Origin of the sequence: Pseudomonas sp. Cab53 (assembly GCF_018325965.1) — a bacterium.
Taxonomy (GTDB): domain Bacteria; phylum Pseudomonadota; class Gammaproteobacteria; order Pseudomonadales; family Pseudomonadaceae; genus Aquipseudomonas; species Aquipseudomonas chlororaphis_E.
Genome location: NZ_AP021902.1, coordinates 4,985,787 through 4,999,936 on the forward strand (window position 1 = coordinate 4,985,787; position 14,150 = coordinate 4,999,936).

The window sequence follows — 14,150 nt, forward strand, 5'->3', positions numbered from 1 at the left end:
GGGCGCCAGTATAAACAACTACGGCCCGCAAGCGGGCCGTAGTTGTCACAGCGAATCAGACTTTTCAGCTGAGCGCTTCGAGCACCTTGCCGGTGATCGCATCGACCGAGCCAACGCCCGGGATGTGGCTGTACTTCGGCTTGCCCTTGGCGGCCGACAGGTTCTGGTAGAACGCCACCAGCGGCTTGGTCTGGGAATGGTAGACCGACAGGCGATGACGCACGGTTTCTTCGGTGTCGTCCTTGCGCTGCACCAGCTCTTCGCCGGTGATGTCGTCCTTGCCGGCCAGTTTCGGCGGGTTGTAGACGGTGTGGTAGACACGACCGGACGGCTCATGGACGCGGCGACCGGCGATGCGCTGGACGATCTCTTCGTCGTCGACAGCGATCTCGACCACGTGATCGAGTTCCACGCCAGCTTCTACCAGCGCTTCAGCCTGGGGAATGGTGCGTGGGAAACCATCGAACAGGAAGCCCTTGGCGCAATCGGCCTGAGCGATGCGATCCTTGACCAGGGCGATGATCAGGTCATCCGACACCAGGCCACCGGCATCCATGATGCTCTTGGCCTTGATGCCCAGCTCGGTGCCCGCCTTGACCGCGGCACGCAGCATGTCGCCCGTGGAGATTTGCGGGATACCGAATTTCTCGGTGATGAACTTTGCCTGAGTACCTTTACCGGCCCCGGGAGCTCCCAGCAGAATGACGCGCATCGATGTGCTCCTCAATTTTTTATGTAAAACGCTCGGATTCGCCTCGTGGGGCCAATCTCGGAAAATCTGGAATCGTGACCGCCCAAACGGCCAAAGGCTGATCAAGATACACAGCAGGCCCGACCCACACAAGCCGCCAAAAGTCGGAGGAACCGGCGCCTGATGCGACCTTTGGCGGAGGTGGCGAGAGTCGCAACCGAACAACAAACTGTCGCCTGGTCGACCTCTTCCCTCCCCCGCGGCCGACGTCCGGGAACCCCGGACGGGCCGTTTCGGTGCGCTGCTGGAGCTTAGCCGGTATTGCGCAAACCGGCGGCAATCCCTGCCACAGACACCAGCAACGCCTGTTCCACGGGGCTGCCCTGGGCGACCTCGGGTTGCCGCGAGCGGGCCAGCAGTTCGGCTTGCAACAGGTGCAGTGGGTCGAGGTAGGTGTTGCGCAAGCGGATGAATTCCAGCGTGTCTGGGCTATGTGCCAGCAGCTGCGACTGACCGGTCAACCCCAGCACCACCGAACAGGCCTGCGACAATAGGTCGCGTAAATGCGCACCCAAAGGCAGCAACTCAGGTTCCACCAGACGTTCGTCGTAGGAGCGCGCGATATCGGCGTCGGCCTTGGCCAGCACCATCTCCAGCATATCGATGCGGGTACGGAAGAATGGCCACTGCTCGCGCATCTGGCCGAGCAATTGCCCTTCACCCCGCTCCAGCGCCTTGCCCAGGGCGGTTTCCCAACCGAGCCAGGCCGGCAACATCAGGCGGGTCTGGGTCCAGCCAAAGATCCAGGGGATCGCCCGCAGGCTTTCGATCCCGCCGGCCCGACGCTTGGCCGGACGACTGCCCAACGGCAGGCGACCCAGTTCCTGCTCGGGCGTGGACTGGCGGAAATACTCGACGAATTGCGGGTTCTCCCGCACCACCGCGCGGTAGGCGTTGACACCGTCGGCGGCCAGTTCGTCCATCAGGTGCCGCCACTCGGGGGTCGGCGGTGGTGGCGGCAACAGAGTCGCTTCCAGTACGGCGGCGAGGTACAGGTTGAGGTTCTGCTCGGCGATGTCCGGCAGGCCGAATTTGAAACGAATCATTTCGCCCTGCTCGGTGGTGCGGAAACGCCCGGCCACCGAGCCCGGCGGCTGGGACAGGATCGCCGCGTGGGCCGGACCGCCGCCACGCCCGACCGTGCCGCCGCGACCGTGGAACAACAGCAGTTCGACCTGCTGCTCGCGACAGATGTCCACCAGCCGCTCCTGGGCCCGGTACTGTGCCCACGCCGCCGCCGTGGTGCCGGCATCCTTGGCGGAGTCGGAATAGCCGATCATCACTTCCTGGGGGCCTTGCAGCCGAGAGCGATAGCCCGGCAACCGCAGCAGCCGCTCGATCACCGGCCCGGCGTTGTCCAGGTCGGCCAGGGTTTCGAACAGCGGCACCACCCGCATCGGGCGCAGCACGCCGGACTCTTTCAACAACAGTTGCACCGCCAGCACGTCGGAAGCCGCGCCGGCCATGGAGATCACGTAGGAGCCCAGGGACGCCGCAGGTGCCGCCGCCACTTCACGGCACGTGGCCAACACTTCGGCCGTGTCAGCCGATGGTTTGAAATGGGCAGGCAACAGCGGGCGCCGGTTGTTCAGCTCTTCCAGCAGGAAACTGATGCGCTGTTCCTCGTTCCAGTCCTCGTAGCGACCCAGGCCCAGGTAGTCGGTGATTTCAGTCATGGCCGAGCAATGGCGGGTCGAGTCCTGGCGCACGTCCAGGCGCACCAGGAACAGGCCGAAGGTGACTGCCCGGCGCAGGCAATCGAGCAACGGCCCGTCGGCGATCACGCCCATGCCGCACTCATGCAGCGACTGGTAGCACAGCTCCAGCGGGTCCAGCAGTTCGCGGTTGCTCTGCAGCACATCGGCGGACGCTGGCGTGGCACCTTTCAAGGCCGCGTGGGCCCAGTTGCGGGTGGCCCGCAGGCGCTCGCGCAACTGCTTGAGCACGGCGCGATAGGGTTCGGCGCTGTCACCCGCCAGGGCACGCAAGGCGTCGCTGGCGTTCTGCATGGACAGCTCGGCGGCCAGGTGATCGACGTCACGCAAGTACAGGTCCGCCGCCATCCACCGCGCCAGCAACAGCACTTCGCGCGTTACCGCCGCCGTGACGTTCGGGTTGCCGTCCCGGTCGCCGCCCATCCACGAAGCAAAACGGATCGGCGCGGCCTCCAGCGGCAGGTGCAGCCCGGTGGCCGCGTGCAGGGCCTGATCGGCCTTGCGCAGGTAATTGGGGATGGCCTGCCACAGCGAATGCTCGATCACCGCGAAGCCCCACTTGGCCTCGTCCACGGGGGTCGGGCGGGTGCGACGGATTTCCTCGGTATGCCAGGCCTCGGCGATCAAGCGTTGCAGGCGCTCATGAATCTGCGCCCGCTCGGCGCTGGTCAGGTCGCGGTGGTCCTGGGCCGCCAGTTGCGCGGCGATGGCGTCGTATTTCTGGATCAGCGTACGCCGGGCCACTTCCGTGGGGTGGGCCGTCAGCACCAGCTCGATCTCCAGCCGTCCCAATTGCCGCGCCAGGGCCTCGGCGCCGTGGCCCTCGGCCCGCAACCGGGCGAGCAGCTCGGGCAACACCCGGGCCTCGAAGGGAGCCGGCTGCGACTCTTCGCGGCGGTGGATGAGCTGGTACTGCTCGGCGATGTTGGCAAGGTTGAGAAACTGGTTGAATGCCCGCGCCACGGGCAGCAGCTCGTCTTCGCTCAACGCGTTGAGGCTGGCACTGAGTTCGGCATCCGCCGAGCCGCGCCGATCGGCCTTGGCGCCCTTGCGGATCTGCTCGATCTTGTCGAGGAACGTGTCGCCGTACTGCTCGCGAATGGTATTGCCCAGCAGCTCGCCGAGCAGGTGGACGTCCTCGCGCAAGCGGGCATCGATATCGGTCATCAGCAGTTCTCCAGCAAAAGGTCCGGACAGCGAACGGGGTAGACGCGTTGCCATAGAGAGTGCCGATGCCGGTCGTTTATGACAAGCGACGAAGGGTCTTTAAACCTTGTAGGACAAAGCTAGTCTGATGAATAGGCCACACAACGGCTTGCCACTCACCACGCCTGCCATAAGCAGACTTATTGAGGCCATCATGAAAATCCGTGAGCTTGCCCAGCATTGGGAAGAAAACGCCAAGGGTCGCCTGACCCAGACCGGCTACACGATTCACCTGGACGTCGAAGCCGCGGCACGACTGGCGGCAATCTGTGACATGTACCCCAAGCGCCAGCCCGAGGAACTGCTGGGCGAACTGATCGGGGCCGCGCTGGAAGAACTCGAAGCGAGCTTCCCGTACGTCAAGGGGCAGCAGGTGGTCGCCACCGATGAAGAAGGTGACCCGCTGTACGAAGACGTCGGCCCGACGCCGAGATTCCTCGCCTTGTCGCGTAGGCATCTGCATGAGCTTTCCTCGCAGAACGACAAGCCGAAACACTGACGCCCTTCCCGCTCGTGGTCTCCCGGACGCCATGACTGGCGCCGGGAATACCGCTGCACGCCTTGAAAGTTCAGCTTTTTTGCCATTGACCAATCAGTCAGCAATTCTTTTGGCGAATGGCCACCTCCGCTGAACTTTTGAAAAAAGCTTCGGGTCACACCGAATAACCATACTGGAACGGCCGTTTTAATAAACGCGCCCTGGCCTCCGCGCCTAAACAGACGTCACGGTTTCGGTCCCAGCATGGATTTGTAGTTTTTTTCAGGAGTTTTCCAATGGAGTTGAAGCCTATGAATACCTGCACTGCGAAACCCTCATCCGCGGGCCTGCGCGGCCTCAAGCTGGCTGCCCTGGCCATCGGTAGCAGCTTCATCCTGGCCGGTTGCGCGGGCAACCCACCTTCGGAGCAGTACGCGGTGACCCAATCGGCGGTCAACAGCGCCGTGACGGCCGGTGGTACCGAATTCGCCGCGGTGGAAATGAAATCGGCCCAGGACAAGCTCAAGCAAGCCGAACTGGCCATGCACGACAAGAAATACGACGAAGCCAAGCGTCTGGCCGAACAGGCCGAGTGGGATGCTCGCGTCGCCGAGCGCAAGGCCCAGGCCGCCAAAGCGGAACAAGCACTCAAGGATTCCCAGAAAGGGGTTCAGGAACTGCGTCAGGAAGGCATGAACAAGATTCAGTAATCGGTTCAGGCCACGACGTACTTCTCATTGATAAAAGGACGACAGACTATGATGCACAAACACTTGATGATGCCCGCCCTGCTCGCTGCCTGCGTAGCCCTGGCCGCTTGCTCCCATGACCCGAACGCGAACCTGGAACAGGCCCGCACCAACTACAACGGCCTGCAGGCTGACCCAGCGGCGACCAAGGTGGCAGCCCTGGAAACCAAGGACGCAGCCGATTTCCTGGCCAAGGCCGACAAGGCTTACCTGGACCGGGAAGACGAAGCCAAGGTCGACCAACTGGCCTACCTGACCAACCAGCGTGTTGAAGTGGCCAAGCAGACCATCGCCCTGCGCAACGCCGAGGCCGCGCTGAAAAACGCCGGTGACGAACGCGCCCGTGCGCTGCTCGATGCCCGCAATGCGCAGATCAAGCAACTGCAGGACAGCCTGAACGCCAAGCAGACCGAACGCGGTACGCTGGTGACTTTCGGTGACGTGCTGTTCGCCACCAACAAGTCCGACCTGCGCTCCAGCGGCCTGGTCAACGTGAACAAACTGGCACAGTTCCTCCAGGAAAACCCGGACCGCAAGGTGATCGTCGAAGGCTACACCGACAGCACCGGTTCGGACTCCTACAACCAATCGCTGTCCGAGCGCCGTGCCAGCTCCGTGCGCACTGCCCTGGTGAAAATGGGCGTCGATCCGGCCCGCATCGTGACCCAGGGTTATGGCAAGGAATTCCCGGTCGCCGACAACAACAGCGTTTCGGGCCGTGCCATGAACCGTCGCGTGGAGGTGACCATCTCCAACGACAACCAACCCGTCGCCCCGCGTTCGAGCATGAGCGCCAACTGATCGGTTGACGGCAATAGCAAAGCCCCGCCTGACTGGGTCAGGCGGGGCTTTTTCATTGCTGAACACTTCCCCACATGAGGGAGCGGGCTTGCTCGCGAAAGCGGTGTGTCAGTGACCTGTGCATCGACTGACACATGGTGTTCGCGAGCAAGCCCGCTCCCACAGGGGATCACTGGAAGTCATGGATTATTTCAAGGCTGCAGCTTCTGCGGCGTCTCCTGGCCCATGCAGCGCACGGCGCGTTTCTTTTCGTTGACCAGCACGCCGGTCAGGCCTTTCTGCTCGGTGTCGAACAGCACCAACACACCGTCGATGCATTGGGCCACTTGGGGCGCGGGCTCCAGGGAGACTTTGTAGTCTTCGCCCGGCACGGTCTTGAGCATGGTGAATTCGTTGAGCAGCAACGCGTCCTCGGGCTTGGCGAAGTGCAGGTAACCGTAGTACCACAACACCGCGACAGTGCCGAGGATGCTGCAGATACCGGTGATGATCAGGGGGATGGCGTTACGTTCTTCGCTCATTGCGGACTCTCTGGGGATTGATCGGGTGATTTCGGATAATTCGGCACTTCGCCCAGGCGACGCAGGCCGTCGAAATGCGTGGGGTCGTCGAGGTAGCGCAACATCACGGTTCGCCAGGTCGGGTCGGCGAATGTCTGTACATGCCCGCCACGGGTCAATTGCAGGACCCTGGGCGGCGGCGCAGCTTGGTACAGGCGGATGCCGTTGGAAAGGGGCACGATCGGGTCGTCCAGGCTGTGATAGATCAGTTTCGGCACGCCGGTCAATTGCGCCATCGAGCTGATCGCGCTGTCACCGTCCGGCACCAGCCAGGACAACGGCACCTGGAACGGCCAGGTCAACCACGAGGTGCTCAGGGCAAACCGCCCGACATCGCGATAGCTGGCCGGCACGCCGTCGAGCACCAGCGCCTTGAGCTGTCGCTGGCGCTGCGGATGCTCCACCAGGTAATGCACCGCCAACGCGCCTCCCAGGCTCTGGCCGAGCAACACCAGCGGCTTGCCCTGCACGTCGGGGGACTGGTCGAGCCATTGGAACGCGGCGTCGATGTCCTGGTAGATCGCCGGCAGGCTCGGCTCGCCCTCGGACACGCCATACCCCCGGTAGTCGACCATCAACACCTGGTAGCCCTGCTCCGGCAACCACCAGCTCCCACCCAGGTGCCAGGCCAGGTTGCCGCCGTTGCCGTGCAGGTGCAGCACCGTGCCCTTGACCTCCACGCCTGGTTTGACGGGCAGCCACCAACCGCGCAGCTTGAGGCCGTCAGCGGTGGTCAGGGTGACGTCGCGGTACGCTAGCTTGGCCCGCTCAGGGGTGAATGGCAGGCCACGCTCAGGGTAGAACAGCAGCGAACTGCAACCGCTCAAGGCCAGCAACAGGCAAAAGATGCCGAGGGTTCGCATCCGGTGAAACCTCGCAAAAATCAGAGTTGGAACGCCATCCCAGTGGGAGCGGGCTTGCTCGCGAAAGCGGTGTGTCAGCTAACGATGATGTCGACTGATACACCGCTTTCGCGAGCAAGCCCGCTCCCACAGGGGCTGGGTGTTGTGTTCAAAGGATATTGGAATAATCCGCTTCGATCCGATCCAGGCTCAGGTGGTTCAGGAAGTTGGAAAAGCACATCCAGGCCGAGAGTGCATTCATGTCGCGGAACTGCTCGGGCAGGTACTTGGGCGGCACGACCAGGCCCTCGTCCACCAGTTGCCGCAGGGTGCGCATATCCTCCAGGGTGGTCTTGCCGCAGAACAGCAGCGGCACCTGCTCCAGCTTGCCTTTGCGCACGGCCAGCTGAATGTAGTTGTAAACCATGATGAAGCCCTTGAGGTAGGACAAATCTTTGGTGAATGGCAGGCCGGTCGGCACCGAGCCACGGAACACTCGGCTGGCGTTGCCGTAGCTTTCCGCCATCTCAAAGCCCTGCTCGCGGAAGAATTCGAAGACCTGCAGGAAGTCGGCGCCCTCCTCCACCATGTGGATGGCGCGGGTGCGGTTGGTGAGCTTGCGCAGCCGGCTCGGATAGGAAGCGAAGGTGATGATCTCCATCAGGATCGCCAGGCCTTCCTGGGTCACCGTGGACGAGGGCGGGCCCTTGGACAGGAAGGTGCAGATCGGCTGGTTCAGCCCGTTGAGGGTGGTGCCGACATGCACCAGCCCTTCGTGGACCTCCAACGCCCGCACATCCCGCTCATTGAACATCGCATCGGTGCGGATCTTGATGTAGTCCGCGCCCGCCGCCGCGTCGGCGACGATCCCATCGGACTCGAACACGCGGATGGTTTCCTCGGCCTCGCCGAACACCCGGTTGAGCCGGTGTTGCAGCAGGCTGACGGCGTCCTGGGCGCTGAGGATCTTCGGCTCGTCCTTCAGGTCGCCACGGCCGTCGATGTTGTTCAGGTAGTCGGACAGCATCAGGCCCAGGTCGGCCAGCGTCGGGTCGCCGGCGTGGAAGGCGTCGGAGGCCGCGCCGTAGAGCTCCTGGGAAATCAGCCCGAAATCCTCGGTGCCCCGGGCTTCGAGCATGCGCACCACCATGCGGTACTCCTTGCACATGCGGCGCATGATCTGGCCCACCGGGTTGAACTGCCCGAGCTGGCGGGTGATGTCGCGCTCGATGTTCTGGAACTCCAGCTTCACCTTGCTGGAATCGAAGGACAGCGGTCGATTGAGGTAATAGTCGCGGTCCACGGCGGGCATTTCCTTGCCCTTGGCCTTGAGAAACCCTTTGCGGATGTTCTCGTCCCACTTCACCGCATCGAGGACGCGGATCGGCGTTTGCGCCAGCACAATGCGATCGGACAAGGTGCGTATCGTCTGCTGGTAATCGTCCACCCGTAACTCCTGTGAAAAGACATCTGCCTGCTGCGATTATTGGGATCTGGCCTGCCGCTGGTAGCGCACGGCCTCCGAGAACACGTCGGAATTGGCCGGATCGTCGAGGTAACTGAAGACCTTGTCCATGTCGCTGTCCACCAGCACGCCGTCACCGGCCTCGCTCTGGTTCACCTGGCCGCTGAGAATCTTCTGGTCGATGGCCTGGTTGACCTGCTCCAGGTCCAGGTTGTAGACCACCAGCTCGTGCTTGTCGGTGAGTTCGAAGCCGGCGATCACGAAATGACCGCCATAACGGGCCGGCACCTTGGCCGACAGGTACCAGCGGCTGCCATGGCGCGAGACCGTGAGCGGGATGGCTTCGCGTTCCTGGGGCCTGGCCCTGAAGTAGCTGATGGCCTGGTAGCGGTGCTTGCCGACCTTCGTCAGTTCCAGGTTCAGCGGCTCGCCCCAGGCATTGGTGCTGGTCCACTGGCCGAGCAGGCCCTTGGGCGCCGCCTCGGCGTCGGGCAGCGGCGTCTTGAACGACACCAGGCAGCCACTTAGCAGCAGCAACGACACGGCCAGTACAACGGCACGCCAGGTTTTCATTGGAACTCCCTATGGCAACTGTGGCGAGGGGATTTATCCCCGTTGGGCTGCGGAGCAGCCCCCTTGCAGTCAGCTCACTTAGCCAGATGTACCAAGTTGGCTGGTTTTGGGGCCGCTTCGCAGCCCAACGGGGATAAATCCCCTCGCCACAAGGGGCTGCTGTAACCCAAAAAGGGTTACACCGACGCCAATACCAGGTGCATGTAGCGGGTCAGGATACCGAGCATGTCTTCACCGGCGACCGGCTCGGCGCCATTGAGCAAGCCCTGATATTCCATCCGTCCGATAATCGCCGTCAACACTTTGGCATCCTGTTGCGGTTCGCGGGAGCCCAATACCTGGAAAAACTGACAGGTGCCGTGCAGCAGGATCTGCTGGTGGGAACGCACCAGTTGCGCCAGGCGCGGGTTGAGCAGTGCTTCCTGGCGAAACGCCTGCTCGGCCATCAGGTACTCGCGACGGCTGTCCAGTTGGTGTTGCACGTAGTCGGCGGTCATCCGGGCAATGTCGTCCGCCAACTGCGAGCGGGACTCGGCGCTGCCGTCACCGTAGGCGACCATTTCACGCAAGAGGCCTTCGTTGCTGGTCCACAGCTTGGCCATGAACGCCGCGCTGCGTTCCACGTACTGGGCGAAGGTATCGGTGAGCAGATCATCGATGTCCTTGAAATAATACGTCGTGGCCGACAGCGGCACGCCCGCCTCGGCGGCCACGGCGCGGTGGCGAACCGCACGCACGCCATCGCGCACCACAATGCGCATGGCTGCGTCGAGAATCTCCTGGCGCCGCTGCTCACTGCCCTGTCGGCTGGCCTTGCGGCCCTGGTACTGAACACTTTCAGCGACAGCCGTGGCGACGCCCGCGGCACCTTCTGAAGCCATTGCACGATTCACGACAGGTCTTTCCTCGCTCTTTCAAAAGTAACCAATTGATACGTTTGTACCAGACAGGCAATAAAAAGCCGCCCTTCCAGGCGGCTTTTTATTTGAAACCCTTACGCTTGCGGCCGCATGTGCGGGAAGAGGATGACATCCCGGATCGACGGCGAGTTGGTCAGCAACATCACCAGGCGATCGATGCCGATGCCTTCACCGGCGGTCGGCGGCATGCCGTACTCCAGGGCACGCACGAAGTCAGCGTCGTAGTGCATGGCTTCGTCGTCGCCGGCGTCCTTGTCGGCCACCTGGGCCATGAAGCGCTCGGCCTGGTCTTGCGCGTCATTGAGCTCGGAGTAGGCGTTGGCGATTTCGCGGCCACCGATGAACAGCTCGAAGCGGTCGGTCACGCTTGGGTCTTCGTCGTTGCGACGGGCCAGCGGCGACACTTCGAACGGGTACTGGGTGATGAAGTGCGGCTGCTCGAGCTTGTGCTCGACCAGCTCTTCGAAAATCATCACCTGCAGCTTGCCCAGGCCTTCGAAGCCGAGCACCTTGGCACCGGCTTTCTTGGCGATGGCACGGGCCTTGTCGATGTCCCGCAGGTCGTCAGCGCTGATGTCCGGGTTGTACTTGAGGATCGAGTCGAACACCGACAGGCGCACGAATGGCTCGCCGAAGTGGAACACCTTGTCGCCGTACGGCACGTCGGTGGTGCCGAGCACCAGCTGCGCCAGCTCACGGAACAGTTCCTCGGTCAGGTCCATGTTGTCTTCGTAATCGGCGTAGGCCTGGTAGAACTCGAGCATGGTGAACTCGGGGTTGTGCCGGGTCGAGACGCCTTCGTTACGGAAGTTGCGGTTGATCTCGAAGACTTTTTCGAAGCCACCGACCACCAGGCGCTTGAGGTACAGCTCGGGGGCGATACGCAGGAACATTTCCATGTCCAGGGCGTTGTGGTGGGTCTCGAACGGCTTGGCCGCCGCACCGCCAGGGATGGTCTGCAACATCGGCGTCTCGACTTCGAGGAAGTCGCGCTTCATCAGGAAGCTGCGGATGTGGGCGATGACCTGCGAGCGTACGCGGAACGTCTGGCGCACCTCTTCGTTGACGATCAGGTCGACGTAGCGCTGGCGATAGCGCTGTTCGGTGTCGGTCAGGCCGTGGTGCTTGTCCGGCAGCGGGCGCAGGGACTTGGTCAGCAGGCGCACGTGGGTCATTTCAACGTACAAGTCGCCTTTGCCGGAGCGAGCCAGGGTTCCTTCGGCGGCAATGATGTCGCCCAGGTCCCAGGTCTTGACGGCGGCCAGGGTTTCTTCCGGCAGGGTCTTGCGGTTGACGTAGACCTGGATGCGCCCGGTCATGTCCTGGATCACCATGAACGACCCACGGTTGAGCATGATGCGACCGGCCACCTTGACTGGAATCGCCGCCTCGGCCAGTTCTTCCTTGGTCTTGTCCGCGTATGTCTTCTGCAGCACGTCGCAATACGCGTCGCGGCGGAAGTCATTCGGGAAAGGCTGGCCCTTGGCGCGCTCGGCAGCCAGCTTTTCCTTGCGCAGGGCGATCAGGGCGTTTTCTTCCTGTTGCAGGGCTTGCGGGTCGAGTTCTAGGTCGCTCATGTCTTTAAGGTTTCCATCACAGGTTCGTTGCCTCCAGCGCCGGGCCGGAGTGGGCGGGCAAGCCTCGCGCCTCTCTTGGGAGCGGGCCTGCCCGGCGCATGGGTGTCGCGTTACAGGCCTTGCTTGAGGCTCGCTTCCAGGTATTCGTCGATGTCGCCGTCGAGCACCTTGTCGCAGTCGCTGCGTTCGATGTTGGTGCGCAGGTCCTTGATGCGCGAGGCATCGAGCACGTACGAACGGATCTGGTGACCCCAGCCGATGTCCGACTTGCTGTCTTCCAGGGCCTGGGACGCCGCGTTGCGCTTCTGGATCTCCTGCTCGTACAGGCGGGCCCGGAGCATTTTCATCGCGGTGTCTTTGTTGGCGTGCTGGGAACGTTCGTTCTGGCAGCTGACCACGGTGTTGGTCGGTACGTGGGTAATCCGCACGGCCGAGTCGGTGGTGTTGACGTGCTGGCCACCGGCACCCGAGGAGCGATAGGTGTCGATGCGCAGGTCCGCCGGGTTGATCTCGATCTCGACCTTGTCGTCGATTTCGGGCGACACGAACACCGCCGAGAACGAGGTGTGGCGACGGTTGCCGGAGTCGAACGGGCTCTTGCGCACCAGGCGATGCACGCCGATCTCGGTGCGCAGCCAGCCAAAGGCGTATTCACCCTTGATGTGCACGGTGGCGCCCTTGATCCCGGCGACCTCGCCGGCCGACAGTTCCATGATCGTCGCGTCGAAACCGCGCTTGTCGGCCCAGCGCAGGTACATGCGCAGCAGGATGTTGGCCCAGTCCTGGGCTTCGGTGCCGCCGGAACCGGCCTGGATGTCCAGGTAGGCGTTGTTCATGTCCATCTCGCCGCTGAACATGCGGCGGAATTCCAGCTTGGCCAGGGATTCTTCCAGGCGGGCCAGTTCGGCGACGACATCGCCGACCGCGCCTTCGTCGTTTTCCTCGACGGCCATGTCCAGCAGGTCGCGGCAATCGCTCAGGCCGCTGGCCAGTTCGTCCAGGGTCTCGACGATCTGCGCCAGCGCAGAACGCTCGCGGCCCAGTTCCTGGGCGTATTCAGGTTTGTTCCAGACACTCGGATCTTCAAGCTCGCGATTGACTTCGGTCAGGCGCTCATGCTTTTGATCGTAGTCAAAGATACCCCCGAATAGTTTCGGAGCGCTCGGACAGGTCCTTGATGGTGTTCAGGATCGGGTTGATTTCCATGGCGGGCAGCACTCGTTGGCGAACTTTTGAAAGCCGGCGAGTATAACGTAATCACGCGCCAGCGGCAGCCCGCCTGGCGGCTTTGGGGGAAGGAGATTCAGAGTAAGGGCCAGACTCCGGCCCTTGTGGCGAGGGGATTTATCCCCGCTGGGTTGCGAAGCAGCCCCAAAGCAGCCAAGTCGGCTCACCTGACTTACCCGCTAGTCGCTCTTACAGGGCCGCTACGCAGCCCGACGGGGATAAATCCCCTCGCCACAAAAATCCCCCTGTTGCCTTGGGCGTTATTCGATACCCACCCGGTTGCGCCCATTGTGCTTGGCCATGTACAGGCCCTTGTCCGCCGCCGAGATCAGTTGCCGGCTGTCGCCGCCCTGCTGCGGAGTGACGGTGGAGACGCCGATGCTGACGGTCAGGTTCGCGCCGCCGTCGGGGGTGTTGTGGGGAATGTTCAGGGCGACCACGCTCTGGCGCAGCTTTTCGGCCATCAACCGGGCGCCGCCAGGCGAAGTGCCAGGCAGGACCAGGGCGAATTCTTCGCCACCGTAGCGGGCCGGCAGGTCGGAGGGGCGACTGCAGGCATCGCGGATCGCCGTGGCGACCTTGCGCAGGGCTTCGTCGCCCTCCACGTGGCCGAAGTTATCGTTGTAGGACTTGAAGTAATCCACATCGATCATCAGCAGCGACAGCTGGCTCTGGTCGCGCATCGCCCGGCGCCATTCCAGCTCCAGGTACTCGTCGAAATGCCGCCGGTTCGACAGCCCGGTCAGGCCGTCGGAGTTCATCAGCCGTTGCAGCACCAGGTTGGTGTCGAGCAATTGCTGCTGGCTGATGCGCAGGGCGCGATAGGCCGCGTCGCGTTGCAACAGCATCATGTAGGAGCGCGAGTGGTAGCGGATGCGCGCCACCAGTTCGATGTTGTCGGGCAACTTGACCAGATAGTCGTTGGCCCCCGCGGCGAATGCCGCGCTCTTGACCAGCGGGTCTTCCTTGGTGGACAGGACAATGATCGGGATATCGCGGGTGGCCGGATGGTTGCGGTATTCGCGCACCAGGCTCAGGCCATCGAGGCCAGGCATCACCAGGTCCTGGAGAATCACCGTCGGCTTGATGCGGATTGCATGGGCGATGGCCTGGTGCGGGTCCGAGCAGAAGTGGAAGTCGATGTTTTCTTCATTCGATAGCCCGCGCCGCACCGCCTCGCCGATCATCGCCTGGTCGTCGACGAGCAGGACCATCGCGGCGTTCTCGTCGCTCTTGAATTCGTCGAGCTGTAAATCATGCATGGGGGCTTACCTGAATACGGCCTG

General features: G+C 62.8%; 13 protein-coding genes and 1 pseudogene. 3 read left to right on the plus strand and 11 right to left on the minus strand.

The genetic code is table 11. The features are described 5' to 3' along the window. Window positions 1-64: 64 nt before the first annotated feature. Complete coding sequence (adk, locus tag KI241_RS21785) at window positions 65-712, minus strand: adenylate kinase (RefSeq protein ID WP_042731031.1); 648 nt, start codon at window positions 710-712, stop codon at window positions 65-67. Between the two features lie 290 nt (window positions 713-1,002). Then, window positions 1,003-3,633 (minus strand): phosphoenolpyruvate carboxylase, encoded by a 2,631-nt coding sequence (ppc, locus tag KI241_RS21790; protein WP_212802985.1) that lies wholly within the window; start codon window positions 3,631-3,633, stop codon window positions 1,003-1,005. Window positions 3,634-3,826: 193 nt separating this feature from the next. Here ppc and KI241_RS21795 point away from each other — a divergent pair, with 193 nt between their 5' ends. The 3 genes from KI241_RS21795 to KI241_RS21805 all read left to right on the plus strand — a co-directional run bounded on the left by KI241_RS21795 (window position 3,827) and on the right by KI241_RS21805 (window position 5,700). Further along, window positions 3,827-4,171 carry a hypothetical protein gene (locus KI241_RS21795; protein ID WP_042731033.1) on the plus strand — a complete coding sequence of 115 codons (345 nt, stop codon included), beginning with the start codon at window positions 3,827-3,829 and terminating at the stop codon, window positions 4,169-4,171. 275 nt (window positions 4,172-4,446) lie between these two features. Beyond that, complete coding sequence (locus KI241_RS21800) at window positions 4,447-4,860, plus strand: DUF4398 domain-containing protein (protein WP_042731034.1); 414 nt, start codon at window positions 4,447-4,449, stop codon at window positions 4,858-4,860. A gap of 51 nt (window positions 4,861-4,911) precedes the next feature. Beyond that, a complete protein-coding gene (locus KI241_RS21805) occupies window positions 4,912-5,700 on the plus strand; it encodes an OmpA family protein (protein ID WP_042731039.1) in 789 nt (262 codons plus the stop codon). A gap of 191 nt (window positions 5,701-5,891) precedes the next feature. On the opposite strand, the gene KI241_RS21810 is transcribed toward KI241_RS21805, so the two are convergent. The 9 genes and pseudogenes from KI241_RS21810 to KI241_RS21845 form a co-directional block, all read right to left on the minus strand. Then, the gene (locus tag KI241_RS21810; RefSeq protein WP_041024802.1) at window positions 5,892-6,221 is read right to left on the minus strand and encodes a hypothetical protein; all 330 of its coding nucleotides are present in this window, start codon (window positions 6,219-6,221) and stop codon (window positions 5,892-5,894) included. After that, window positions 6,218-7,123, minus strand: coding sequence for an alpha/beta hydrolase (locus tag KI241_RS21815; protein WP_212802986.1), 906 nt, complete (start codon window positions 7,121-7,123; stop codon window positions 6,218-6,220). The genes KI241_RS21810 and KI241_RS21815 overlap by 4 nt, the downstream gene beginning before the upstream one ends. A gap of 43 nt (window positions 7,124-7,166) precedes the next feature. Continuing rightward, a pseudogene (locus KI241_RS27875) lies at window positions 7,167-7,253 on the minus strand (metal ABC transporter ATP-binding protein); the annotation flags it as partial. A gap of 18 nt (window positions 7,254-7,271) precedes the next feature. After that, window positions 7,272-8,549 carry a flavohemoglobin expression-modulating QEGLA motif protein gene (locus tag KI241_RS21820; protein WP_042731037.1) on the minus strand — a complete coding sequence of 426 codons (1,278 nt, stop codon included), beginning with the start codon at window positions 8,547-8,549 and terminating at the stop codon, window positions 7,272-7,274. A gap of 36 nt (window positions 8,550-8,585) precedes the next feature. Then, on the minus strand, window positions 8,586-9,140 hold the full coding sequence (locus KI241_RS21825) for a hypothetical protein (protein WP_042731038.1): 555 nt from the start codon (window positions 9,138-9,140) through the stop codon (window positions 8,586-8,588). A gap of 176 nt (window positions 9,141-9,316) precedes the next feature. Beyond that, on the minus strand, window positions 9,317-10,033 hold the full coding sequence (locus KI241_RS21830; RefSeq protein WP_042730686.1) for a TetR family transcriptional regulator: 717 nt from the start codon (window positions 10,031-10,033) through the stop codon (window positions 9,317-9,319). 101 nt (window positions 10,034-10,134) lie between these two features. Next, window positions 10,135-11,637 (minus strand): lysine--tRNA ligase, encoded by a 1,503-nt coding sequence (gene lysS / locus KI241_RS21835; RefSeq protein WP_042730685.1) that lies wholly within the window; start codon window positions 11,635-11,637, stop codon window positions 10,135-10,137. A gap of 110 nt (window positions 11,638-11,747) precedes the next feature. Further along, window positions 11,748-12,843, minus strand: a protein-coding gene (prfB, locus tag KI241_RS21840) for a peptide chain release factor 2 (protein ID WP_123579921.1) whose coding sequence is annotated in 2 segments (ribosomal slippage) — window positions 11,748-12,770 and window positions 12,772-12,843 — 1,095 coding nt in all. Because the reading frame shifts where the segments join, the coding sequence is not laid out codon by codon here. A 281-nt stretch (window positions 12,844-13,124) separates the two neighbouring features. Further along, the gene (locus KI241_RS21845; protein WP_042730683.1) at window positions 13,125-14,126 is read right to left on the minus strand and encodes a PleD family two-component system response regulator; all 1,002 of its coding nucleotides are present in this window, start codon (window positions 14,124-14,126) and stop codon (window positions 13,125-13,127) included. Window positions 14,127-14,150: the final 24 nt, after the last annotated feature.

Excerpts from the sequence above, each read along its gene's own strand:
- adk (WP_042731031.1), bottom strand. The coding sequence starts at position 712 with ATGCGCGTCATTCTGCTGGGAGCTCCCGGGGCCGGTAAAGGTACTCAG.
- KI241_RS21845 (WP_042730683.1), bottom strand. The coding sequence starts at position 14,126 with ATGCATGATTTACAGCTCGACGAATTCAAGAGCGACGAGAACGCCGCG.
- KI241_RS21800 (WP_042731034.1), top strand. The coding sequence starts at position 4,447 with ATGGAGTTGAAGCCTATGAATACCTGCACTGCGAAACCCTCATCCGCG.
- KI241_RS21805 (WP_042731039.1), top strand. The coding sequence starts at position 4,912 with ATGCACAAACACTTGATGATGCCCGCCCTGCTCGCTGCCTGCGTAGCC.
- KI241_RS21810 (WP_041024802.1), bottom strand. The coding sequence starts at position 6,221 with ATGAGCGAAGAACGTAACGCCATCCCCCTGATCATCACCGGTATCTGC.
- KI241_RS21815 (WP_212802986.1), bottom strand. The coding sequence starts at position 7,123 with ATGCGAACCCTCGGCATCTTTTGCCTGTTGCTGGCCTTGAGCGGTTGC.
- ppc (WP_212802985.1), bottom strand. The coding sequence starts at position 3,633 with ATGACCGATATCGATGCCCGCTTGCGCGAGGACGTCCACCTGCTCGGC.
- KI241_RS21795 (WP_042731033.1), top strand. The coding sequence starts at position 3,827 with ATGAAAATCCGTGAGCTTGCCCAGCATTGGGAAGAAAACGCCAAGGGT.
- KI241_RS21825 (WP_042731038.1), bottom strand. The coding sequence starts at position 9,140 with ATGAAAACCTGGCGTGCCGTTGTACTGGCCGTGTCGTTGCTGCTGCTA.
- lysS (WP_042730685.1), bottom strand. The coding sequence starts at position 11,637 with ATGAGCGACCTAGAACTCGACCCGCAAGCCCTGCAACAGGAAGAAAAC.